The organism is Roseovarius sp. MBR-51 (assembly GCF_053628575.1).
Genome location: NZ_JBRJGQ010000003.1, coordinates 279,632 through 302,424, shown reverse-complemented (window position 1 = coordinate 302,424; position 22,793 = coordinate 279,632). Strand labels below are relative to the sequence as shown.

The window sequence follows — 22,793 nt, the reverse complement described above, 5'->3', positions numbered from 1 at the left end:
ATAGATATGAGGTGCGCGATGCGTGTGATCCTGATTGCTGCCCTGACCCTGTTGCCGGTAACGGCCGTTGCTGAGAATCCTATCTGTGCGCCCACTGGCGACATAGTCGGTCGTGCCGTGGAGGCGCGCAAGTCCGGTGAGGATGCGCCACATACGATCACGGCGATCAGTGCGGATATGGTGGGCGATCTGGCTGCCTATGAGCCTGCTGTTCAGCCCTTGGTCGATTGGGTCTATTCGCTGACCGAAGCGGAGATGGCCGAGGATGTGGCAGGAAGCTATGTAACCCAGTGCGAGGCGCAGTAAGCCCTCTGGACTCTGAGCTGCGCGCGCCCAATATAGGGGCATGAGCCTGCCCCCCGGATTTCTCGACGAATTGCAAAGCCGCCTCTCGCTCTCCCAAGTGGTCGGGCGCAAGGTGACGTGGGACAATCGCAAGTCCAATCTAGGCAAAGGCGACATGTGGGCACCATGCCCATTCCACCAAGAAAAAACCGCGTCTTTTCATGTGGATGACCGCAAGGGATTTTACTATTGCTTTGGCTGTCACGCCAAGGGGGACGCGATCGCGTTTGTCCGTGAGACCGAGAATGTCGATTTCATGGAGGCGGTGAAAATCCTTGCGGCTGAGGCGGGAATGCCGATGCCCGAGCGTGATCCACAGGCGCAGGCCAAGGCGGATCGGCGCGGGCAGTTGATTGAGGTGATGGAGCAGGCGGTCAAATATTTTGGCCTGCAATTGCGTAGCGGGGCCGGGGCTGCGGCGCGCGACTATCTCATGGGACGCACTCTGACTGAGGCGACGCAGGCACAGTTCGATATGGGTTTTGCCCCTGACGGCTGGCAAGGTCTGTGGGAGCATCTGACGGCCAAGGGCGTGCCGCCCGAGATGATCATGGCCTGCGGTCTTGCCAAAGACAGCACCAGGGGTGGCAAGCCCTATGACACATTCCGCAACCGGATAATGTTTCCGATCCGCGATGCGCGGGGGCGCTGCATTGCCTTTGGCGGGCGTGCGATGGACCCGAATAACAATGCCAAGTATCTGAATTCGCCGGAAACCGAACTCTTCGACAAGTCCCACACGCTCTACAATCACGGGCCTGCACGCGAGGCGGCGGGCAAGGGCCAGACCCTGATCGTGGCCGAGGGCTACATGGATGTGATCGCGCTGGTTGCAGCAGGATTCGGGGCGGCGGTGGCTCCTCTGGGCACGGCTGTGACCGAGCATCAATTGCAACTCATGTGGCGGATCAGCTCTGAGCCGGTGATTGCGTTGGATGGCGATACCGCCGGGCTGCGCGCAGCCTACCGGGTGATTGATCTGGCGCTGCCGCTCTTGGAAGCCGGGAAATCGCTGCGGTTCGCATTGATGCCCGAGGGAAAGGACCCGGACGATGTGCTGCGCTCGGAGGGGTCAAGCGCGGTTCAGGCGCATGTCGAGGGCGCATGGCCTATGGTGCAGCTCTTGTGGCAGCGCGAGACGGAAGGGCGCGATTTCGACAGCCCAGAGCGCAAGGCGGCGCTCGACAAGGTGCTGCGCGAGAAGATCATGATGATTCGCGATCCCTCGATCCGCAGCCACTACGGGCAGGCGATCAAGGACCTGCGCTGGCAACTTTTCAATCCGCGTCGCAGCGCCAGCAATTTCACGCCGCGTGCCCGTGGCGGCAAATGGCCACCACCGGAACCGGCGCGGGCGGTGACGAAATCCTCGATGCTGGTGGCTTCGGGCGCGGGCGGAGAGATTCACCTGCGAGAGGCGGTCATTCTGGCAACGCTGATCTGCTGCCCATCGGTCATGGCGCGGTTCGAGGCAGGGATCGAACAGCTGGAATGTCGCGACCCGGATCATGCGCGCCTGCGCGAGATCATCCTGCGGTATGCAAGTGGCGATGTGGAGGCTCTGCGCGAGCAGATCGAAGCCGAGATTGGTCTCGGACCCCTTGAAAAGTTGATGAGTTTGCCCCATGTCGCTTTGATCCCCCCGGTACGGCATCCCGGTGATGAGGATCTGGCAACCATGACCCTGAGTGAGGAGTTGGCCAAGCTCAAGGCGCAGCGTGGGTGGCTGGCAGAAGTATCCGAGGCCAGCCAAGATATCGACGGCCTAGCAGACGAAGCGCTGACATGGCGGCTGGGACAGGCGGCAGAGGCGCGTAATCGTGCAACACGCAGCCAGCAAGAGGACAGGGCAGAATACGATCTGGGCGAGAATGGAGCGCGGATCAAACGTGATGAGAAAGAACAGTTCAACGCCTTGCTCGGCAAGATAACCTTTTCTAAACCGGGACGATGACTGTTTTTCGTAAGGAAGTGCTGAAGAAATCGGAGTAGACGGGTGTGCGAATCAACATATCGCGCTATTGATTCGGGTCAACCGAATCACCTGTCCCGCCCATAGCTGAGGAGTCATTCATGGCCGCCAAAGATACCGACGATCAAAAGCCCGACGAGTCGGATACCGAGGTTTCGCTTGATATGAGCCAAGCGGCGGTCAAGCGGATGATCGCTGAGGCGCGTGAAAAGGGGTTCATCACCTATGACCAGCTGAACGAAGTTCTGCCGCCGGATCAGGTTTCGTCGGAGCAGATCGAGGATGTGATGTCGATGCTCTCGGAGATGGGTATCAACATCATCGAGGCTGAGGACGCAGAAGAGGAAGAAGGCCGCTCGACCGCGGTTGCAGAGATCGGGCGTCGGGGTGAGCTTACGCTGGGCTCTGGCAAGGAGGAGAAACTCGACCGAACCGACGACCCCGTGCGCATGTATCTGCGCGAGATGGGATCGGTCGAACTCTTGAGCCGCGAGGGCGAGATTGCCATCGCCAAGCGGATCGAGGCCGGGCGCAACACGATGATCGCGGGTCTCTGTGAAAGCCCGCTGACCTTTCAGGCGATTACAATCTGGCGCGACGAACTTTTGGGCGAAGACATTCTGTTGCGCGATGTGATCGACCTTGAGGCGACCTTTGGCACGCAACTGGGCGATGAGGATGCAGAGCCGGTGGTCGGCGCCGCCAATGTCACCAGCGCCCCCGGCAATCTGGGTCGAGACGACAACGAGCCCGATCTTGATGCCGATGGCAATCCGATTCATTCCGATGACGACGATGAAGAAGACGAACAGGCCAATATGAGCCTTGCCGCGATGGAGGCTGCTCTCAAGCCCCGTGTGCTTGAGACATTGGACCGTATCGCGGATGACTACGCCAAGCTCAGCGAGATGCAGGACAGCCGGATTTCCGCGACGCTGAACGAGGATGGCTCGTTCAGCCGCGAACAGGAGCAGACCTATCAGACCCTGCGCAGCGAGATCGTCGAACTGGTCAATGAGCTGCATCTCCACAACAACCGCATCGAGGCGCTGATTGATCAGCTCTACGGCATCAACCGCCGGATCATGCAAATCGACAGCGCCATGGTCAAACTGGCCGATCAGGCGCGTATCAACCGCTCTGAATTCATCGACGAGTATCGCGGGCGCGAGTTGGACCCCAACTGGTTGGACGCCATGGCGCGCAAAGCCGGGCGCGGTTGGCAGATGTTCATCGAGCGCAGCCCCGAGAAAGTGTCGGAACTGCGGGCCGATATGGCGCAGGTCGGCCAGTATGTCGGTCTTGATATCTCGGAATTCCGCCGGATCGTGCAGCAGGTGCAGAAGGGCGAGAAAGAGGCACGCCAAGCCAAGAAGGAAATGGTCGAAGCCAACCTGCGTCTGGTGATTTCGATTGCAAAGAAATACACCAACCGTGGCCTGCAATTCCTTGATCTCATTCAGGAAGGCAATATCGGCCTGATGAAGGCCGTGGACAAGTTCGAGTATCGCCGGGGCTATAAATTCAGCACCTATGCAACCTGGTGGATCCGTCAGGCGATCACGCGCAGCATCGCGGATCAGGCGCGCACCATCCGTATTCCGGTGCATATGATCGAGACAATCAACAAGCTGGTGCGCACGGGCCGTCAGATGCTGCACGAGATTGGCCGCGAACCGACGCCGGAAGAGCTGGCCGAAAAGCTGCAGATGCCGCTGGAAAAGGTCCGCAAGGTGATGAAGATCGCCAAGGAGCCGATTTCGCTCGAGACGCCGATTGGCGATGAGGAAGACAGCCAGCTTGGCGATTTCATTGAGGATAAAAACGTTATTCTTCCGTTGGATAGCGCCATTCAGGACAACCTCAAGGAAACCACGACGCGGGTTCTGTCGTCCCTCACGCCGCGGGAAGAGCGGGTTTTGCGGATGCGGTTCGGCATCGGCATGAACACCGATCACACGCTGGAAGAGGTGGGGCAACAGTTCTCTGTGACCCGCGAACGTATCCGTCAGATCGAGGCCAAGGCGCTGCGCAAGCTGAAGCATCCCAGCCGGAGCCGCAAGCTGCGGAGTTTCCTGGATCAGTAGGGTGGGTGCGAAATCACATTTTAAAACAGGGGGTTATGCGGTGCGCAATAAATGCGCACCCTACAGCGGAGAAATCTGGAGGCCAAATGTCGATCTTGTCGCGGTTGTTTGGGGGTAAGCCAAAGGCGGAACCCGATGTGCAGGCGGAAACATACAAGGATTTCCGTATCTTCCCGGCACCGCAGGCGGCCGAGGGCGGCTATCGGGTCGCGGCGCGGATCGAGAAGGACATCGCGGGCGAGGTGAAAGTGCATCAGCTTTTGCGGGCTGATACCATTGCCAGTCTGGACGAGGCCAATGCGTTTTGCGTGCGTAAGGCCAAGCAGGTCATCGACGAACAGGGCGATGCAATTTTCCGCTGAATGACGGCCTGATCGGATCATCCCTTTAGGTTTGGCTGTGTACAGCCTGTGCCATGTGTACGCGGGTTTTGTACGCAGGGCCGTGCGAGGTGATCCTGGCCTGTCCAACGGGCGGCCCGTTCACGGATTGGTTGGGTTTGGGCGCGTTCGGGCTGTTTACGATTGGGGCTGCGGTCTGCTGATCTCTGGGGGAGAGTTGCGAAATTCGTTACCTGAGCGTGCGTTGCCTGCGCCGTGATCTCCGCTAACCGCTTGCCCCTCAACTCACGCTGTCTTACAGAGGCTGTAACAAAGCAGAGGGAGGCACCCATGCGTCGTGTCGTGGTAACCGGTCTGGGGATTGTCTCCAGCATTGGCAACAACGCTTCTGAGGTTCTAGCCGCGCTCCGCGAGGGCCGGTCGGGCATCACCGCAAATGAGGCCATGGCCGAACATGGCTTTCGCAGTCGGGTGGCCGGGGCGATCAATCTTGATGTAGCCGAGCATGTGGACAAGCGCGCGCTGCGGTTCATGGGGGGCGGGGCGGCCTATGCCTATATCGCGATGGGGCAGGCCATCGCCGATGCGGGGCTAGAGGAAAAAGACGTAATCAACCCACGTACCGGGGTCGTCGCGGGATCGGGCGGGCCGTCCACAAGCGCCATGCTGACGGCGCATCAGGTGGCTCTGGAAACCGGATCGACCAAGCGGATCGGGCCGTTTGCCGTGCCCAAGACGATGTGTTCGACGATTTCGGCCAATCTGGCCACCTCCTACAAGATCAAGGGTCTCAACTATTCGATCACCTCGGCCTGTTCCACGAGCCTGCATTGCATCGGCCATGCCGCGGAGCAGATCATGTTCGGCAAGCAGGATGTGATGTTTGCGGGCGGGGGTGAGGAATTGGATTGGTCGCTGTCGTGTCTCTTTGATGCGATGGGGGCGATGTCGTCCAAGTATAACGACACGCCCGCGACCGCGAGCCGCGCCTTTGACGTGGGGCGCGACGGGTTTGTGATCTCTGCGGGGGGCGGCATTGTCGTGCTCGAGGAATTGGAGCGTGCGAAGGCGCGCGGGGCCAAGATCTATGCCGAAGTGACGGGCTATGGCGCGACGTCGGACGGGGCCGATATGGTTGCGCCCTCGGGCGAGGGCGGCGAACGGGCGATGCGGCTGGCTGTGGCGACGCTGCCCGAAGGGCGGCGCGTGAGCTATATCAACGCACATGGCACCTCGACGCCTGTGGGCGATGTGGGCGAGGTGGAGGCCGTGCGGCGGGTGTTTGGTCAGGGCAGCACGCCGCCGATCAGTTCCACCAAGTCGATGACGGGCCATTCCCAAGGGGCCACGGGCGCGCAGGAGGCGATTTATTGCCTCTTGATGCTGGAGAATGATTTCATTGCCCCGTCGATCAACGTGCAAACGCTTGATCCTGCGCTTGATCCGAAGGAGATTGCGACGGTGCGGGTGGACAAGGCCGGGCTGGATACGGTGATGACCAATTCCTTTGGCTTTGGTGGCACGAATGGCTCTATGCTGTTGAGCAAATATCACGGATGAGACGCAGATGACGAATGCAATGCAGGGCAAGCGCGGCCTGATCATGGGGGTGGCGAATGACCGCTCCATCGCTTGGGGGATCGCTCGTGCCATGCATGCGGCGGGGGCGGAGTTGGCCTTTTCCTATCAGGGCGAGAATTTTGCCAAGCGGGTGGAACCGCTCGCGGCGAGCGTTGGGTCTGACCTCTTGCTCGATGTGGATGTGACCAATGATGCCTCGCTTGATGCGGCGTTCGAGGCATTGGCGGTGCGGTGGCCGACGATTGATTTCGTGGTGCATGCCATTGCCTATTCCGACAAGTCGGAATTGACGGGGCGGTTTTTGAACACGAGCCGGGCCAATTTCAAGCATTCTCTGGAAATCTCGGCCTATTCGTTCATCGAGGTGGCGCGGCGGGCCTATCCGATGATGAAGGAGAATGGCGGCTGTTTGCTGACCTTGACCTATCAGGGGTCGAACAAGGTTGTGCCGAATTACAATGTGATGGGCGTGGCCAAGGCGGCGCTGGAATCCGCGACGCGCTATCTGGCGAATGATCTGGGGCCGGATGGGATCCGCGTCAATGCGATCAGTCCCGGACCGATGAAAACGCTGGCGGGGGCCGCGATCGGCGGCGCGCGCCGGACGTTTCGCCATACAGAGATCAATGCGCCGATGCGGGCCAATGCGACGCTGGACGCCATCGGCGGCACGGCGGTCTATCTGGCGTCCGATGCTGGCATGTGCACGAGCGGTGAGATCATCCATGTCGATGGCGGCTATCACGTTCTGGGCATGCCGCAGGCCGAGAACCTCTGATCCGGGCGCACGCCCCCACCAGTGGCAGGGGCGTGGCAATCCTCACAGGATGAAATCATCCGAGTCGAGTTGCGACAGGCTGAAATCGCGCAGGGTGAGTTCATGCGCGCCGAAGTCGAGGACGACATCGCTGCCAGAGACGCGCGCGGCAGTGAGCACATCATCGAAATCGTTGAGGCCGCTGATGCCGGTCAGGTCGATCTGATCATCGCCGGGTTCGAAATCGGTGATCACATCGCGCCCGAACTTGAACACAAAGGTGTCGGCCCCCACGCCGCCGGTCATCAGGTCATTGCCGTGGCCCCCGTCGATGAAATCATTGCCCTCGCCGCCCGAGAGCACATCCCGGCCGCCGCCGCCGCGCAGGATGTCATTGCCTTCGCCGCCAAAGAGGCGATCCGCGCCGGTGCCCGCGTTCATGACGTCGTCGCCTGAGCCACCCTCCATCAGGTCGTTGCCTGTGCCGCCCGACATGATGTCATTGCCTTCGCCACCGAACATCTGGTCATTGCCGGTGCCGCCCGTAAGAAGATCGTTGCCTTCGCCTGCGTCGATCGTGTCGTTGCCGTCGCCACCAAAGAGGCTGTCATCGCCGCTCTCGTCGCTCAGGCGGTCATTGCCGAGACCGCCAAAGAGCGCGTCCTCGCCCTTGCCGCCTGCGATGGTGTCATCGCCTGCGCCGCCCCTGAGCTGGTCGCCATCGTCATTGCCGTTGATGGCGTCATTGCCACTTCCACCCAAGAGTGTGTCATTGCCATCAAGCCCGACGATCTGATCCGCAAAGGCGGTGCCGATCAGGCGGTCTGCGCTGTCGGTTCCTGTGAGTTGTGCCATTGTCGTGGTCCCTTTGTTCATGCGCCGGAAATGGGCGCGATTGCATTCCCTGTCCCAAGTCGCAGTGACCGGGGATGTCAGGAGAACGCGTGGACGAGAGGTTTATTCCAGGGTGGCCCTGACTTTTGCCATAATCTTGCCATGGGAAATTGTGAGGTTTCGCGAATGACCCATGCGCGCCCTTTTTCTGACTCTGCCGAGACCAAAGCCGCGGCGCGTGCCCGACGGGCGCAGCGATGGGCATGGCTGACAGGCGTCTCATTGGTGGTCTGCGGTCTGATTGCGATATGGCAAGAGCCTGCTCTTGCCCCTGAGGTGCATGATGGTTTGCAGCGTCTGGTCGCTCTGGCCCAAGGCGTGATCGACGGTAATGAGACCGTCCGCGCCATGCTGGCCCGGTTGGATGGGGGAGTCGATGTGGCAAAGGACGCGGGGCTTGATCCGGTGACTGCGCTGCTGCTGCGGGTGCAGAATTAAGCGCTGTTCAGAACCATTGCCCCGGTTCCATCAGACCCAAATCCAGCAATTGCCGTGAGTGCCATTCGAAGGGGATCGAATTGTGCCATTTGAAGCTGTGGATGTCGAAGGTTGAGCCGGGATTGCGTTTGAGCGCCTTGGCGGTGCGAAAAGACACGATGGCGCTTGTCAGGTTGTGATGCCAAGGGCAGGCGTAGGTGTTGTATTCCTCGTCCGAGAAGCTGTGATCATCGCGCAGTCGCAATTCTGGTTTCGCACGGAAGAGGGCAATACGGTCGATCTTGCGGCGTTTGGCGGGGATATGTTCCTCGTACCGCCAGCGTAGGCCACCGTAGAAATCAAGCTGACGTTCCTTGGGGTGGTTGTGCTTGTCAACATCGGGACGGGCGAGCGCATAATAGCCGGACTTGTCCATATGGGCCGCCTCAAGACAGACGGCGTTTGGGTAGGTTTCCAGATCGTCGGCGTAGAGGTCGATCACATAGGTCAGCATCGCGTCGCGCCGTTCTTCGGTGTGAAAGGCCAGCATTTCACCGACGGTGCGTGTCTCGCAGAATGGGTAGAACAGATACTCGGCGTTATAGCAGTAATACATCCACAGGCCGGGGGCGGCGGCGATCAGGGCGTTGACCGCGTCGGTGAGGCTGTCGCCAGAGGCCAGATCGTGACGGATGCGGTGCAGGCCCGGGGCCTCGGTCACGTCTCGCGCCAGAGAAAACGTATCCGGCGCAAACAGCAGGACAGCGGCAAAGCCGGTGTCGAGGTGATGGCGCAGGGTGGAATTCAGCTCGGTTTCGTCCTCGGCGAACACCATGGCAATCGGACCCTTGGCGAGCGCCTTGCCGGGGGCGGCGAGAAAGGTCTTGAGATTGGGTGCGCTCATGCTTTGGTCTGCCTCTGATCCATGCTCGTCTTTTGATGGCAGACTCCGCCAAACGCTCAGGCATTGCAAGTGCCCACTGCTGTGATGTAGTCAGGCGACCTGAACCCAAAGGCGGAGGCCGGGCGCATGGCGGATGTGAAAAAGCTCTATATCAAGACCTATGGCTGTCAGATGAATGTCTATGACAGCGAGCGTATGGCCGAGGCTATGGGCGGCGCGGGCTATGTCGAGACGCAAGATCCGGCAGAGGCCGATATGATCCTGCTGAACACCTGTCATATCCGCGAAAAGGCTGCTGAGAAGGTCTATTCCGAACTGGGGCGGATGCGGCAATTCAAGGATGACAAGCCCGATCTCAAGATTGGCGTGACGGGCTGCGTGGCGCAGGCCGAGGGCGAAGAAATCATGCGTCGTCAACCATTGGTCGATCTGGTGGTGGGCCCGCAAAGCTATCACCGGCTGCCCGAGATGGAGGCGCAGGTGCGCGCGGGCGGCAAGGCGCTTGATACGGACTTTCCGCTGGAGGACAAGTTTGACAAGCTGCGCCACCGGCCCAAGGCGGCGCGTGGTCCGACGGCGTTCTTGACCGTGCAGGAGGGGTGCGACAAATTCTGCGCTTTTTGTGTTGTACCCTACACGCGCGGCTCTGAGGTCAGCCGCCCCGTGGCGCGGGTGCTGGAAGAGGCGCGTGATCTGGTCGAGCGGGGCGTGCGTGAGATCACGCTGCTAGGTCAGAACGTCAATGCCTATCACGGGGCGGGTGAGGGCGGAGACTGGGGCCTTGCGCAGCTCATCTGGGCGCTCAATGACATTGACGGGCTGGAGCGTATCCGCTTTACCACGAGCCATCCCAATGACATGGATGACGATCTGATCGCAGCGCATGGCGACTGTGCCAAGCTGATGCCCTATCTGCATTTGCCAGTGCAGTCGGGCAGCGACAGAATTCTGAAACGGATGAACCGCAGCCATACGGCCGAGAGCTATTTGCGGCTGATCGAGCGAATTAGGGCGGCGCGGCCCGATATCCTTATTTCGGGGGATTTCATCGTGGGCTTTCCCGAGGAGACCGAAGAAGATTTTCAGGCGACGCTGGATCTTATCGAGGCGGTGACCTATGGCTACGCGTTCTCGTTCAAATATTCCACCCGTCCGGGCACGCCCGCCGCGGAGCGGACGCAAGTGGCTGAAGCGGTCAAGACCGAGCGGCTGCAGCGTCTGCAAGACTTGATCGCCCGTCAGCAGCGCGCGGCACAGAATTCGATGGTCGGACGCACCGTTGGCGTGCTGTTTGAGAAGCCCGGCCGGATGCCCGGTCAGATGGTGGGCAAGTCCGATTATCTGCATGCCGTGCATGTGACCGGAGATGTTGCGGTCGGGGATCTGCGCCAAGTTGAAATCATCGAGAGTGGGCCGAACTCGCTGGCTGGGCGTCTGCTTTCGCATTGAAATTTCACTGATTTCCGCGCTTTAGGGACGGAATGTGGCGTAAGCGTGGCATTGTTTCCCCATTAGCCACAATATCTGGTGGAATTTGCTTCACTTTAGAGCAATTGTTGATACTATTCTTCCCTATTATAGGGTTGGGAGCTTTGTTTTGGGTATCCTGACCGCGGGGCAATAAAAGGACTGGGGTCGTGACGAAAATCATTTCGAGGACGCTGCGCGAACTGGTGCGGGGGGCAAGTGCCATTGCGCTCGGCATCGCGGTGATGGCGAGTGGCGCGTCTGCGCAACAGCAACGCACAGTTGTTGGGGAACGCTACATCCCTACCATCTGGGTGGACCCGGATGGATGCGAGCATTGGGTCATGGACGACGGGGCCGAAGGCTATATGAGCCCGCATGTCACGCGCCAAGGTATTCCGGTTTGTCGTGAGGCGAACCTCTGCGGCGTGGTGAATACCGATCAGCTCTTCGCTACGGATAGTGCGCGGATTGGCGCATCGGGGCAGCAACGGTTGCGTGAGTTTTTCCAGCAAGCGAATGCCGTGTCCTACACGATCGTCGGTCATACCGACAGCCGCGCCTCGGACGAATACAACATGGGTCTGTCTCTGCGCCGCGCCAATTCCGTTGCGGCAGTGGCCCGCGGTATCGGGTCCAGCATCGCGGATGTGCGCGGTTACGGTGAACGGATGCCCAAGGCGTCTAACAACACTGCCGAAGGCATGGCGCAGAATCGCCGTGTCGAAATCCTGTGCTGGCGCTGAGGGGGCTGAGCTATGAAAACCTATAAAATCGTGCTCGCCCTGCCCATGGTCGGACTTTTGGCGGCCTGTGACGCGGGTCCGGACAAGACCGTGGACCGGAACATTTTTGACCGGGGGCATCTGAGTCAGATGCAGGCTGGGATCTGGGTCGATCCGAATGGCTGTGATCACTGGATCATTGACGACGGTGTGGAAGGCTACCTGTCCCAGCGTCTGGACAAGTTTGGCAAGCCGGTTTGTTCCGGTATAGCCCCGCCGACCGTTGCGACCGGTAATTTCAAACAAGGCTCTACCAGTCTCATTGGCGATCCGATCTGATCCGGATCTGTGCCACTGCCAAGAAATCATACGGGCCCGGTGTGGCCCGTATTTTTTTCCGCCGGTTTCGGGTCATTTGAGGCTGGCTGCTTGCGCATGGTCCCGCATCTTGGCACTGTGTAAGGGAACCTTTGAGTCTGTGGGAGATTTGCTTGGGAAATAGCGCACCGCCCCCCGCCGCCGATATGGCCTCGATGCATGAGGCCGTACTCGACTTCCCCGATAACATGCTGCTGATCGACCTCTGCGGCGAATATGACCGAAATCTTGCCGAGATCGAGCGCAAGCTGGGTGTTCAGATCGTCCGGCGCGGCAACCACCTGTCCGTGTTGGGAGATGATGGCCCTGTGAAGGAGGCGGCGGGCGTTTTGCAGGCGCTCTATTCGCGGCTGGAAAGTGGGCGCGCTGTTGAGAGCGGCGACGTGGACCGTGAGTTGCGGATGGGCGGATCAGAGGTGGAGACCGGCGCGCTGACCGGTGATCAGCTGGAGATGTTCAAGAGCGGCCCGGTCGAGATCAAGACCCGCAAGAAATACGTGGAGCCCCGCACAGAGGCGCAGAAATCCTATGTGCGGTCGCTGTTTCAGCATGAGTTGGCTTTTGGTATCGGGCCTGCGGGCACTGGCAAGACCTATCTGGCCGTGGCCGTTGGGGTCAATATGTTCATCGAAGGGCATGTGGACCGGATCATCCTGAGCCGTCCGGCGGTCGAGGCGGGCGAAAAGCTGGGTTATTTGCCCGGCGACATGAAGGACAAGGTCGACCCTTATATGCAGCCGCTCTATGATGCGCTGAATGATTTCCTGCCCGGAAAACAGGTGCAAAAGCTGATCGAGGAAAAGAAGATCGAGATTGCGCCGCTGGCGTTCATGCGCGGGCGCACGCTGTCGAATGCCTTTGTTGTGTTGGATGAGGCGCAAAATGCGACCTCGATGCAGATGAAGATGTTTCTGACGCGTCTGGGCGAGGGCAGTCGGATGGTGATCACCGGCGACCGCACGCAGATCGACCTTCCGCGCGGTGTGCCGTCGGGGTTGGCGGATGCGGAGCGGTTGTTGACGCGCATTCCGCAGATCAGTTTCAACTATTTCACCTCCAAGGATGTCGTGCGGCATCCGCTGGTTGCCGCGATCATCGAGGCCTATGAGGCGGAAGGCTGATCCGGCATGCTGTGCGATGTGGTGATCGAGGACGACCGCTGGCAGGCGGCGGGACTGGAGCATTTGGCCGAACGCGCGGCGCGCGCAACGCTGGAGCATCTGAGCCTTGATCCTGAGGAGTGGGAAATCAGCGTCCTCGGATGTGACGATGCGCGGATCGCGGCGCTCAATGAGGATTTCCGCGACAAGCCGCAACCCACGAATGTGTTGAGTTGGCCAAGTGAGGAACGGGGAGCGGAGGAGGCAGGCGCACGGCCCGGTCTGCCGGTTTCCGGCCCTGATCCCGAACTCGGGGATATCGCCATTGCTTGGGACACCTGCCTGCGTGAAGCAGCAGAGGGCGATAAATCGCTTGCAGACCATGTGACGCACCTGATTGTGCATGCGGTGTTACATTTGCTGGGCTATGATCACCTGCGTGACCAAGATGCCACTCTGATGGAGACAACAGAAGTGGAGATACTTGGCAAACTGGGGGTTTCTGACCCATATTAGCGGTGTTGGGGCCTTGTGCCCTGTCACCTGGAAAGAGATGGATGGGCGAGAGTATAGACGGATCGTCTACGGCAGCGCAGAGCGCGCAGTCTGAAGACGAGAAGGATACCGAAGACTCGGGTGGATTTTTCCGCCGGATACTTGGGGTTTTTTCGACAACTGATGAAGCGGCTGAGGCCGAAGATCAGCATGCTGCTCCGGCAAACGGGGTGCCAGGCATGGGAAACCTGCGACATATGGCAGTCGAGGATGTGGCCATCCCCAAGGCTGACATTGTCTCGGTCCCTGATACAATCACAAAAGAGGATCTGGTGCATGTGTTCCGCGACAGCGGCATGTCACGCCTGCCGGTCTATGACGGCACGCTGGATACCCCGACCGGCATGATCCACCTCAAGGATTTTGCGCTCAAACACGGGTTTAACGGTGGCAGTGAGGCGTTTGTTCTCAATGACATGCTGCGACCCTTGCTCTTTGTGCCGCCCTCGATGCCGATTGGGGTGCTTTTGCAAAAGATGCAGGCGGAACGGCGGCATATGGCGCTGGTGATCGACGAATACGGCGGTGTCGACGGTCTGGTGACCATTGAGGACCTGATTGAGCAAGTCGTCGGCGAGATCGAGGACGAGCACGACATCGACGAGGGCCAATACTGGACGCTGGAAAGACCCGGCTGTTACGTGGCCTTGGCGAAAACGCCGCTGGAGGACTTTGAAGCCGAGATCGGTCAATCGCTGACCGAGTCGGATGAGATCGACGAGGAAGAGATCGACACGCTTGGGGGGTTGGTCTTTATGCTGTTGGGGCGTGTGCCGGTGCGCGGTGAGGTGATCGAGCATCCTGCGGGCCCGGTGATCGAGGTGATGGAGGCCGATCCGCGCCGGATCAAGCGGGTGCGCGTCCGCCTGCCAGAGGCGAAGAATGGCTGAAACAGGCCGCGCTGCGGTGCTTGCCTGTCGGATTGCGGTCCTGCCACGCCGCTGGCGCAGTCTTGTAGGGGGCGGGATCGGGGCTGTGGCAGCCCTTGGGCAGGCGCCGGTCGGTGCCTGGCCTCTGACCATCGTGGCGCTGGCGCTGGGTTTCGGCCTGTTCTTGCGGAGCGGGAGCTGGCGTCAAGCGGTCGGGCTGGGCTGGGCGCTTGGCACCGGGTATTTTCTGGTCTCGCTCAATTGGATCATAGAGCCGTTTCTGGTGGACGTGGCGCGGCACGGCTGGATGGCGCCCTTTGCGCTCTTGGGATTGGCGGGGGGACTAGCGCTCTTTTGGGCGGCGGGTCTTGCGCTTGGTCGGATCATGGGCGGTGGGGCCGTTGGGTTCATCGGTGGTCTGGGGCTGCTGGAACTGGCGCGCGGCTATGTTTTGACGGGGTTTCCCTGGGCGCAGCCGGGGCATGTGCTGATCGACACGCCGTTCTTGCATTGGGCCTCATATCTCGGCTCTGCCGGGCTGATGGCGCTGGTGCTTCTGGCGGCGGTGGCGCTCTGGCATGGGATAACGGGCGCGCGTGTTGGCTTGCTCGGGGTTGCGGGGCTCGCGGTTTTGTGGCCGATTGGTGCAGGTTTGACCCCAGAGGTCGCAGCGGGGCCGGATGCGGCCATCGTGCGGCTGATCCAGCCCAATGCGCCGCAGAATGAGAAATGGCGTCCCGACAAGATGCGCGAATTCTTTGACCGACAGGTGATGTTTTCGGCGGCAGGGGAGGTGCGGCCTGACCTGATTGTCTGGCCGGAAACGGCTGTGCCGGTGCTGCTTGAGAATGCAGCACAGACGCTTGAGGTGATTTCAGAGGCGGCGGGTGCTGTGCCGGTGGTCGTGGGCTTGCAACGCTACGATGCACAGCGGCTCTTTAATACACTGGCGTTGGTCGAGGCGGGGGGCCGTGTGACGGCCGTCTATGACAAGCATCATCTGGTGCCCTTTGGCGAATACATGCCGTATGGCGACCTCTTGGCGGACTGGGGCATTCACGGCATGGCCTCCAAGGATGGTCAGGGGTTTTCGCCCGGTCCGGGGGCGCAGGTGATCAACATGGGGACGCTTGGGCGGGCCTTGCCACTGATCTGCTATGAGGGGGTTTTCGCGCAGGATCTGCGATCGGCACCAGAGCGGGCGGATTTCATTCTGCTGATCACCAATGACGCCTGGTTCGGCAAGTTTTCTGGGCCTTATCAGCATCTTGCGCAGGCGCGGCTGCGTAGCGCGGAATTTGGCCTGCCGATGATCCGGGTCGCCAACACGGGTGTTTCGGCCATGATCGACGCCACGGGTCGGATCACCGAGGCGTTGCCCCTCGGGGAGGCGGGATGGCGGGATGCGGCCCTGCCACCTGCATTGCCGCCAACGGTTTACGCGCGGCTGGGTGATGCGCCGATGCTGGCGGTTTTCCTTGTTTTGCTGGGGTTGTCACGGGTTGGCCACAGGCGTGCAAGAGTGGTCAGATAGGCATTGACGCTGGCAATATGCGGGCGTAACCACGCTCTAATCCCCCACAACGGCTTCCTGGCGTGGCGGTGACATTCAATGGAGCATCTTCATGGCAAGACATAACTATCTTTTCACCTCCGAATCCGTTTCGGAGGGGCATCCGGATAAGGTCTGTGACCGGATTTCCGACGCGATCCTCGATGCGTTTCTGACCGAGGAGGCCAATGCGCGGGTTGCCTGCGAGACCTTTGCCACCACCAATTGCGTCGTTGTGGGGGGTGAGGTCGGTCTGACGGACAAATCCCGACTGGCGGATTTCATGGGGCGGATCGACGGAATCGTGCGCGACTGCGTGCGTGATATCGGCTATGAACAAGACGCGTTCCATTGGAACACCTTGAAATTGCACAATATGTTGCATGCGCAATCCGCGCATATCGCGCAGGGCGTGGATCGTGACGGGGCCGGGGATCAGGGTATCATGTTCGGCTATGCCGTTGATGAGACACCGGAATTCATGCCGGCCCCGATCCTCTATTCGCATGCGATCCTCAAGCGGTTGGCTGAAGTGCGCAAATCCGGGGCGGAGCCGACGCTGGGCCCGGATGCCAAATCGCAATTGACCCTGCGCTATGAGGGTGGTCGTCCGGTGGCGGTGACGCAGCTTGTGCTGTCGACGCAGCATGCGGATGAAAGCCAGACCAGCGACGATATTCGTGCAATTGTAGAGCCTTACATCCGCGAGGTGCTGCCTGCGGGCTGGCTGAGCGATGAGACCGAATGGCATGTGAACCCGACGGGCACCTTTGTGATTGGTGGACCGGATGGCGATGCGGGCCTGACAGGGCGCAAGATCATCGTGGATACCTACGGTGGGGCAGCCCCGCATGGCGGCGGCGCGTTTTCCGGCAAGGATCCGACAAAGGTAGACAGATCAGCGGCTTATGCGGCGCGCTATCTGGCGAAGAACGTCGTGGCGGCGGGTTTGGCGCAGAAATGCACCCTGCAACTGAGCTATGCGATTGGTGTGGCCAAGCCGTTGTCGATTTATGTCGATACCCACGGCACCGGGCAAGTGCATGAAACTGCTATAGAAAATGCAGTAGCGCAGTGTATGGACCTGACGCCGCGTGGCATCCGCGAGCATCTGGAATTGACGCGGCCAATCTATGCCCGTACCGCGGCCTATGGCCATTTCGGACGTGCACCGGAGGCTGATGGCGGCTTTAGCTGGGAGCGGACCGATCTGGTTGATGCTCTGAAAAAAGCTGTGTGATCAAAGGGCTGGCGCATGATCTTTATGCGCCAGTTTAACAGAGAATGAGCCAAGACAGACATCCGACAGGCGCGCCGTGGCGCAATTTCTATGGCCGGTTCAAGGGTAAGACCCTGCGGCCGAGCCAAGAGACCTATCTGGAAGAGGACTTGGCGAAATTGTCACCGGGGACCGTCGATTGGGACGTGAACCCCGAGCGGCAACCGATTGATCTAAAGTCACTTTTCGGGGATCGTGAGGTCTGGCTCGAGATCGGGTTTGGCGGTGGTGAGCATATGGTGCATCAGGCCGCGCAGAATCCGGAGGTTGGCATCATCGGTTGCGAGCCGTTCATCAACGGTGTGGCGATGCTCTTGGGGAAAATCCGGGCGGCGGAGGCGCAGAATGTTGCGGTTTATCCGGGTGATGTCCGAAATATGTTTGATGTTCTACCTGAGGCGTCGGTGTCGCGGGCGTTTCTCTTGTATCCTGACCCCTGGCCCAAAAAGCGCCATCACCGCAGGCGATTCGTCACGCAGGCGCATTTGGCTCCGCTCAGCAAAGTATTGAAAAAAGGCGCTATTTTCCGAGTTGCAACGGATATTCCGGATTATGTGCGGCAAACTCTGGAAGAGGTGCCGCGTGCCGGGTTCGAATGGCTGGCCGAGGGGCCTGCGGATTGGCGCGATCCTTGGGGTGATTGGATTTCCACGCGCTATGAGCAAAAGGCGCTGCGCGAAGGCCGGGTGCCGCATTACCTGACGTTTCGGCGGGTTTGAGCGGCGGCTCGTTCGGCGCGCAGGCCGCTATCGCCCCTTGGGGCGTGCTGTGCTGGATCGAAGCCATACCCGTCCCGGGCTTGACCCGGGACCTCGCTGCGGCGGGGTGGAGGCCCCGGCTCGGGGGCCGGGGCGATGTGGTCCCGATCAGAACAACGTGCTCTAGCGTCCCAGCCTGTCCCCCAACCGCCCCAGCATGTCGAGGCACTGCTGGAGCTGGTCGAGCGCCAGGTACTCGTCAGGTTTGTGGGCCTGATCAATGGAGCCGGGGCCGCAGACCACGGCGGACATGCCATAGCTCTGGAACAGCCCTGCCTCGGTGCCGAAGGGCACGAGGTCGGCGCCATTCGCGCCGGTGAGTTCCATCATAATGTCGCGCGCCTCGTTCACCTCTGTGGGTTCCAGCCCGTCAACCTCGCCGATGACTTGGGTGGTCACCGTGGCCTCGGGGCAAATCTCGCGCATGCGGGGGAGGAGCATTTCCTCGCAGTAGCGGCGCAGGTCTTCTTTGACAAAGAGAGCGTCGGCGGCCTGAACGGGGCGCATTTCCCATTCGATAATGGCGTTGGAGGCAATGACGTTATGGGCCACACCGCCCTTGAGCGAGCCGGTGTTGATCGTGGTCCAAGGCGGATCAAAGCGGCTGTCCTTGGGCGCGCGCGCGCGCAGGGCCTCTTTGAGTTCCAAAAGACGATTGACGTAGCGCACGGCGTATTCAACCGCATTGACGCCCCGGTCCGGGGCGGAGCCGTGGCCGGCTAGGCCGCAGAACTGGGTGGTGTATTCGTAGCAGCCCTTGTGACCCTCGATCACGCGCATCAAGGTGGGCTCGCCGATGATGGCGACGCCGGGGCGGATGCCGCGGGCGCGCAGGCTGTCCACAAGGGCCTGTGCGCCGAAACAGCCCACTTCCTCGTCATAGGTGAAGGCAAAGTGAATGGGGCGGTCGCGCACCCGCTCGGCGAAATAGGGGGCCATGGTGACGGCGGCAGCGATGAAGCCTTTCATGTCGCAGGTGCCGCGCCCGTAGAGATGCCCGTCATGTTCGGTCAGCTCGAAGGGGTCAGAGGCCCAATCCTGTTCGGCGACGGGCACCACATCGGAATGGCCAGAGAGCACGATGCCGCCATCGACCTCGGGGCCGATGGTGGCGAAGAGATTGGCCTTGTGGCCGATGTCGTCGTGAAAGATGTCCACCCGCGCCCCTGCGGAGTCCAAGCGGTGTCCGAGATAGGCGATCATGTCGAGATTGCTGAGTTCGGAGATCGTGGGAAAGGCGATCAATTCGCGCAGGAGGCCCACGGTATCGGAAAGTTGGGTCGTCACGGGTTATGATCCTGTGGTGGGGCGGGGTTTGAAACTGTGTGACTGTGTTGGTGTGAGACGTGCCCGTCAACCCCCTGTCCGGCTGAAAACGGCCTGAACATGCGTTTAACGTGTGCGGCGTGTTGCGTAAACGACTCCGCCGTGTGGTGCCGCGTGGCGAAATTGACTCGATCAGTCTATATCTATTGAAAATGGGCTTATTTTGATGGTCACGCCCTAAAAACATCTAGCGATAGTTGGGGAAGAAAGATAATTGTGAGGCAATAAAACAAATCGACACACCAAAGTGTCGAGTCCTGAGGTCAGAGTGGTGGTGTTATGAAAGCGATTGATTTTATCGCCCGTACGGGTGTGAGTGAAGCGCAGCGTGGTTCTCTTTCGGATCAAGGTGGCGTTACGGTCATCCCGGCCGGTCACGGACAAGAGATTTCCTTAAATCTGAGACAGATGGATATTCAGGGATTTTCCCGTGACGGGTCGAACCTTGTGATCACTCTGGCGGATGGTCGGGTTGTGCTGCTGGAGGGGTATTATTCCTCGGCGGGCGCGCCCGCGAGCCGGCTCTTCATCAGTGCCGATGGCTATCTCAATGAGGTGACGCTGAGCGAGGGTGGCGATGGGCTGGTCTATGCGCAATACGGGCCGACCGAGCAATGGGCCAAGTGGAGCCCGGATGAGGAGCTGATCTTTCTCGGGGGTAACGAGATTACCACACCGGGAGAGGAGGATGAGGTGTCGATGCTGGGGGCTGCGCTCTTGGGGGGCGGTGGTCTCTTGGGGGTGGGCGGCGTTGGCGCTGCGGGGCTTGCTACGGCGGCTGTGGTCGGCGGTGGCGGTGAAGGCGGCGGCGGCGGTGCTCGCCCGCGCATCGAGCCTAAAGTCAATGAAGATGGCACGATCAGCATTGGTGGGGACGCGAGCGATCCCTCGATCGCGATCACCGGCGATGCCGAGCCGGGGTCCGAGGTCGAGGTGACGATTGGCGATCAGACGGTCACCACCGAGGCGGATGATGAGGGCAAATGGGAGGTCGTCTTTGAGGGCGAGACCTTCCCCGAGGATGGCGAGCATGATGTGGTCGTCGTGGTGACGGAGCCCGATGGCACCGAGACCACGCTGGAGGGGCCGGTTGTCGTGATCGACACCACGCCGCCTGAGGTCGTGATCGAAGACGGTGTGGTCTCGACCGACGATATCGTCAATGCCGAGGATTACGCGGACGGGATCGAGATCACCGGAAACGGCGAGCCGGGGGCTGATATTTCCGTTGTGATCGAGGGCGTGACCGAGACCACGGTGATCGGTGAGGATGGTCAGTGGCAGGTGGTGTTCGACCCCGCCGATATTCCCGGTGGCGAGCGCGAGGTGGCGGTGGTGATCACCGCGACGGATGGCTTTGGCAATTCCACCGTGGTCACGGATGTGGTGGCGCTGGATACGGTGCCGCATCCCATTGCGATCAATTCCGGTGCGGTTGGCGGCGATGGTGTCGTCAATCTGGTGGAGGAGGCTGCGGGTGTTTCGATCACCGGCACGTCGACGGCTGGGGCCACGGTGACGGTCACGGTCGAGGGTGTGTCCCGTGAGGTGGTCGTGGGCGCGGATGGCACCTGGACAGCCGAATTTGATCCGGGCACGCTGCCCGGTGGGCAATATGAAACAGAGGTAACGGCGACCACGGTCGATGCGGCAGGCAATGCCAGCAGCACCAGTGGAACGTTCCGTGTCGATACCGAGGTGCGTGATTTCGGCATGACGGGCACGCCGGGTGGCGCGGATGGCGTGATCAACGCAGCCGAGCAGGGCGATGGCTTTACCATGAGCGGCACGGTTGAGCCGGGCTCGTCGGTCAAGCTTGCCTTTGGCACGGCGGTGGTGGATGCGGTCGTGGCGGCGGATGGCCGCTGGACGGCGAACTTTACCGGCGCGCAGATCGCAAGCGGCACCTATAGCGGCGATGTGGTGGCGGTGGCCACGGATGCGGCGGGCAACGTCAGCGAATTGCGCCAAGCGGTGAGCGTGGATACCGAGGCCGGTCTCTTGACGCTGAACGCAGGCGCGATTGCCGGTGACGGGGTGATCAACGGGGCCGAGGCGGACGCCGGGGTGCTGGTTACGGGCACGGCCGATGCCGGGGCGACGGTTGTCGTTAGCCTCGACGGGGTTGAGCATACGGTGCAGACGGATGGCACGGGCCGGTGGCAGAGCCGCTATGAGAGCGCCGAGATCACGCGCGGCACGCATGTGCCCGAGGTGAGCGCGCGCACGGTGGATGCGGCGGGCAATCCGACCGCGGTCGAGACGACGGTGCGGGTGGACACGCAGGTGGACAACCTCAGCCTCAGCGATCTCAACCTCGCGATCGGGGCGGATGGGCGCGATGTCATCAACAATGACATTGCCACCGGCGGGTTCAACGTGACCGGTACGATCGAGCCGGGCAGCCGGGTGTTTGTCACCATCGACGGGGTTCGGCACGAAGCGCAGGTGGCGGCCAATGGAACTTGGGTGGCCAATTTCGGCCCCAACGAGATTGCGTCCGGTGAGCGGGACGCGGCCCTGCGGGTGGATGTGACCGATGCGGCGGGCAATAGCGCCTTTCTAACCGATACGGTGCGGGTCGATACGCTGGTCAATGACCTGAGCCAAGATGGGCCGGTGACGCCGGACAATATCGTCAACATCTCTGAGGCGGCGGGAGGCGTGACCCTGACCGGGCAGGTCGAAGCGGGATCGAGCGCGGATGTGCGGATCTTTGACAAGACCTATCAGACGGTTGTGGATGCCAATGGCAACTGGTCGGTGACCCTGCCAAACGGGGATATCCCGCGGCAGGACGGTCAGGCCGCGATGGTGGTTTCTGCAACCGATTGGGCGGGCAATACCCGTGAGATCACCAGCAGTCTGACGCTGGATATGGTGGCACCCGAGACGCCGGGGATCGTGGGCTATTTCCGGCAGGGCGATGGTTATCGCAATGCGACGGTGGAAACCAGCACCGATGATGTGAGCATCCACCAAGTCGACACCGGTGGCAATGTGCGGGAATTGGCGCTGGGTGAGCAGGTCAACCCGTTTACCGGCGAGACGGATTACTTCTTTCTCAATGGGGCAGGGCAGGTTTCGCCGGTCCCGGATGGATCACAGCTGGTGGTGACGAGCACCGATGCCGGGGGCAATACCGCGAGCACCTATGTCGTGCTCGACGAGACCAGCACATCGGTTGTCAATATCGCCAATCCCAACCTCAGGGCCTTTGACATCGAGACGATTGATCTGCGGTTTGGGGATCAGGCGCAACTGAGCCTGACAGAAGCGCAGGTTCTGGCGCTCTCGGGCAATAGCGACACGGTTCTGGTTCAGGGGGGCGCGGATGACCGCGTCACGCTGACCGGGGCCGAGGCCACAGGCAATACGGTGATCGACGGTCAGAGCTTTGACATCTACACGCTGGGCAATGATGCCACGGTGGTGGTGGATGACGATATCCAGATCGTCACCTGATGACGGATAGAGACGCGCGCC

The 22,793-nt window shown here is 60.7% G+C and carries 20 protein-coding genes and 1 riboswitch; of the genes, 17 read left to right on the top strand and 3 right to left on the bottom strand.

Annotation, left to right across the window (positions count from 1 at the left end; genetic code table 11):
* The first annotated feature begins 18 nt into the window (after positions 1-18).
* The 6 genes from ACSSVY_RS05980 to ACSSVY_RS05955 all read left to right on the top strand — a co-directional run bounded on the left by ACSSVY_RS05980 (position 19) and on the right by ACSSVY_RS05955 (position 7,104).
* Positions 19-306, top strand: a complete 288-nt coding sequence (locus tag ACSSVY_RS05980; RefSeq protein WP_454268494.1) for a DNA primase — start codon at positions 19-21, stop codon at positions 304-306.
* A gap of 40 nt (positions 307-346) precedes the next feature.
* On the top strand, positions 347-2,299 hold the full coding sequence (dnaG, locus tag ACSSVY_RS05975) for a DNA primase (RefSeq protein ID WP_454268493.1): 1,953 nt from the start codon (positions 347-349) through the stop codon (positions 2,297-2,299).
* Between the two features lie 119 nt (positions 2,300-2,418).
* Positions 2,419-4,404, top strand: coding sequence for an RNA polymerase sigma factor RpoD (gene rpoD / locus ACSSVY_RS05970; protein ID WP_454268492.1), 1,986 nt, complete (start codon positions 2,419-2,421; stop codon positions 4,402-4,404).
* 86 nt (positions 4,405-4,490) lie between these two features.
* Positions 4,491-4,766, top strand: a complete 276-nt coding sequence (locus ACSSVY_RS05965) for an HlyU family transcriptional regulator (protein WP_454268491.1) — start codon at positions 4,491-4,493, stop codon at positions 4,764-4,766.
* A gap of 309 nt (positions 4,767-5,075) precedes the next feature.
* Entirely contained in the window at positions 5,076-6,305 is a 1,230-nt protein-coding gene (gene fabB, locus ACSSVY_RS05960) for a beta-ketoacyl-ACP synthase I (RefSeq protein ID WP_454268490.1), read from the top strand.
* Positions 6,306-6,312: 7 nt separating this feature from the next.
* Positions 6,313-7,104 carry an enoyl-ACP reductase FabI gene (locus ACSSVY_RS05955; RefSeq protein WP_454268489.1) on the top strand — a complete coding sequence of 264 codons (792 nt, stop codon included), beginning with the start codon at positions 6,313-6,315 and terminating at the stop codon, positions 7,102-7,104.
* Between the two features lie 42 nt (positions 7,105-7,146).
* Here ACSSVY_RS05955 and ACSSVY_RS05950 read toward each other — a convergent pair whose 3' ends face one another.
* Positions 7,147-7,938 carry a calcium-binding protein gene (locus tag ACSSVY_RS05950; protein WP_454268488.1) on the bottom strand — a complete coding sequence of 264 codons (792 nt, stop codon included), beginning with the start codon at positions 7,936-7,938 and terminating at the stop codon, positions 7,147-7,149.
* A gap of 165 nt (positions 7,939-8,103) precedes the next feature.
* Between ACSSVY_RS05950 and ACSSVY_RS05945 the strand changes: the two genes are divergently transcribed.
* On the top strand, positions 8,104-8,415 hold the full coding sequence (locus ACSSVY_RS05945) for a hypothetical protein (protein ID WP_454268487.1): 312 nt from the start codon (positions 8,104-8,106) through the stop codon (positions 8,413-8,415).
* A 7-nt stretch (positions 8,416-8,422) separates the two neighbouring features.
* Here ACSSVY_RS05945 and ACSSVY_RS05940 read toward each other — a convergent pair whose 3' ends face one another.
* Positions 8,423-9,298 carry a glycosyltransferase family 2 protein gene (locus tag ACSSVY_RS05940; RefSeq protein ID WP_454268486.1) on the bottom strand — a complete coding sequence of 292 codons (876 nt, stop codon included), beginning with the start codon at positions 9,296-9,298 and terminating at the stop codon, positions 8,423-8,425.
* Between the two features lie 126 nt (positions 9,299-9,424).
* Between ACSSVY_RS05940 and miaB the strand changes: the two genes are divergently transcribed.
* The 9 genes from miaB (at position 9,425) to trmB (ending at position 17,942) form a co-directional block, all read left to right on the top strand.
* Positions 9,425-10,747, top strand: coding sequence for a tRNA (N6-isopentenyl adenosine(37)-C2)-methylthiotransferase MiaB (gene miaB, locus ACSSVY_RS05935; protein ID WP_454268485.1), 1,323 nt, complete (start codon positions 9,425-9,427; stop codon positions 10,745-10,747).
* Positions 10,748-10,935: 188 nt separating this feature from the next.
* Complete coding sequence (locus ACSSVY_RS05930; RefSeq protein WP_454268484.1) at positions 10,936-11,511, top strand: OmpA family protein; 576 nt, start codon at positions 10,936-10,938, stop codon at positions 11,509-11,511.
* 12 nt (positions 11,512-11,523) lie between these two features.
* Positions 11,524-11,829: a hypothetical protein gene (locus ACSSVY_RS05925; RefSeq protein WP_454268483.1), complete on the top strand. Its 306-nt coding sequence runs from the start codon at positions 11,524-11,526 to the stop codon at positions 11,827-11,829.
* Positions 11,830-12,014: 185 nt separating this feature from the next.
* Positions 12,015-12,989, top strand: a complete 975-nt coding sequence (locus ACSSVY_RS05920; RefSeq protein ID WP_454268598.1) for a PhoH family protein — start codon at positions 12,015-12,017, stop codon at positions 12,987-12,989.
* A 6-nt stretch (positions 12,990-12,995) separates the two neighbouring features.
* The gene (ybeY, locus tag ACSSVY_RS05915) at positions 12,996-13,484 is read left to right on the top strand and encodes an rRNA maturation RNase YbeY (protein WP_454268482.1); all 489 of its coding nucleotides are present in this window, start codon (positions 12,996-12,998) and stop codon (positions 13,482-13,484) included.
* 41 nt (positions 13,485-13,525) lie between these two features.
* Complete coding sequence (locus tag ACSSVY_RS05910) at positions 13,526-14,413, top strand: CBS domain-containing protein (RefSeq protein WP_454268481.1); 888 nt, start codon at positions 13,526-13,528, stop codon at positions 14,411-14,413.
* On the top strand, positions 14,406-15,926 hold the full coding sequence (lnt, locus tag ACSSVY_RS05905) for an apolipoprotein N-acyltransferase (protein ID WP_454268480.1): 1,521 nt from the start codon (positions 14,406-14,408) through the stop codon (positions 15,924-15,926). The genes ACSSVY_RS05910 and lnt overlap by 8 nt, the downstream gene beginning before the upstream one ends.
* A gap of 38 nt (positions 15,927-15,964) precedes the next feature.
* Positions 15,965-16,012, top strand: a riboswitch (SAM-SAH riboswitch).
* A gap of 5 nt (positions 16,013-16,017) precedes the next feature.
* A complete protein-coding gene (gene metK, locus ACSSVY_RS05900) occupies positions 16,018-17,184 on the top strand; it encodes a methionine adenosyltransferase (RefSeq protein WP_454268479.1) in 1,167 nt (388 codons plus the stop codon).
* Positions 17,185-17,228: 44 nt separating this feature from the next.
* On the top strand, positions 17,229-17,942 hold the full coding sequence (gene trmB / locus ACSSVY_RS05895) for a tRNA (guanine(46)-N(7))-methyltransferase TrmB (RefSeq protein WP_454268478.1): 714 nt from the start codon (positions 17,229-17,231) through the stop codon (positions 17,940-17,942).
* 162 nt (positions 17,943-18,104) lie between these two features.
* Here the strand turns inward: trmB and argE are convergent, their stop codons facing one another.
* Positions 18,105-19,268, bottom strand: coding sequence for an acetylornithine deacetylase (gene argE / locus ACSSVY_RS05890; protein ID WP_454268477.1), 1,164 nt, complete (start codon positions 19,266-19,268; stop codon positions 18,105-18,107).
* 318 nt (positions 19,269-19,586) lie between these two features.
* Here argE and ACSSVY_RS05885 point away from each other — a divergent pair, with 318 nt between their 5' ends.
* Positions 19,587-22,772, top strand: coding sequence for an Ig-like domain-containing protein (locus tag ACSSVY_RS05885; protein ID WP_454268476.1), 3,186 nt, complete (start codon positions 19,587-19,589; stop codon positions 22,770-22,772).
* The last annotated feature ends 21 nt before the right edge of the window (positions 22,773-22,793 follow it).

Bases quoted from the DNA above. Each gene is read 5' to 3' on its own strand.
- ACSSVY_RS05980 (WP_454268494.1), top strand. From the start codon at position 19: ATGCGTGTGATCCTGATTGCTGCCCTGACCCTGTTGCCGGTAACGGCC.
- dnaG (WP_454268493.1), top strand. From the start codon at position 347: ATGAGCCTGCCCCCCGGATTTCTCGACGAATTGCAAAGCCGCCTCTCG.
- rpoD (WP_454268492.1), top strand. From the start codon at position 2,419: ATGGCCGCCAAAGATACCGACGATCAAAAGCCCGACGAGTCGGATACC.
- ACSSVY_RS05965 (WP_454268491.1), top strand. From the start codon at position 4,491: ATGTCGATCTTGTCGCGGTTGTTTGGGGGTAAGCCAAAGGCGGAACCC.
- fabB (WP_454268490.1), top strand. From the start codon at position 5,076: ATGCGTCGTGTCGTGGTAACCGGTCTGGGGATTGTCTCCAGCATTGGC.
- ACSSVY_RS05955 (WP_454268489.1), top strand. From the start codon at position 6,313: ATGACGAATGCAATGCAGGGCAAGCGCGGCCTGATCATGGGGGTGGCG.
- ACSSVY_RS05950 (WP_454268488.1), bottom strand. From the start codon at position 7,938: ATGGCACAACTCACAGGAACCGACAGCGCAGACCGCCTGATCGGCACC.
- ACSSVY_RS05945 (WP_454268487.1), top strand. From the start codon at position 8,104: ATGACCCATGCGCGCCCTTTTTCTGACTCTGCCGAGACCAAAGCCGCG.
- ACSSVY_RS05940 (WP_454268486.1), bottom strand. From the start codon at position 9,298: ATGAGCGCACCCAATCTCAAGACCTTTCTCGCCGCCCCCGGCAAGGCG.
- miaB (WP_454268485.1), top strand. From the start codon at position 9,425: ATGGCGGATGTGAAAAAGCTCTATATCAAGACCTATGGCTGTCAGATG.
- ACSSVY_RS05925 (WP_454268483.1), top strand. From the start codon at position 11,524: ATGAAAACCTATAAAATCGTGCTCGCCCTGCCCATGGTCGGACTTTTG.
- ACSSVY_RS05920 (WP_454268598.1), top strand. From the start codon at position 12,015: ATGGCCTCGATGCATGAGGCCGTACTCGACTTCCCCGATAACATGCTG.
- ybeY (WP_454268482.1), top strand. From the start codon at position 12,996: ATGCTGTGCGATGTGGTGATCGAGGACGACCGCTGGCAGGCGGCGGGA.
- ACSSVY_RS05910 (WP_454268481.1), top strand. From the start codon at position 13,526: ATGGGCGAGAGTATAGACGGATCGTCTACGGCAGCGCAGAGCGCGCAG.
- lnt (WP_454268480.1), top strand. From the start codon at position 14,406: ATGGCTGAAACAGGCCGCGCTGCGGTGCTTGCCTGTCGGATTGCGGTC.
- metK (WP_454268479.1), top strand. From the start codon at position 16,018: ATGGCAAGACATAACTATCTTTTCACCTCCGAATCCGTTTCGGAGGGG.
- trmB (WP_454268478.1), top strand. From the start codon at position 17,229: ATGAGCCAAGACAGACATCCGACAGGCGCGCCGTGGCGCAATTTCTAT.
- ACSSVY_RS05885 (WP_454268476.1), top strand. From the start codon at position 19,587: ATGAAAGCGATTGATTTTATCGCCCGTACGGGTGTGAGTGAAGCGCAG.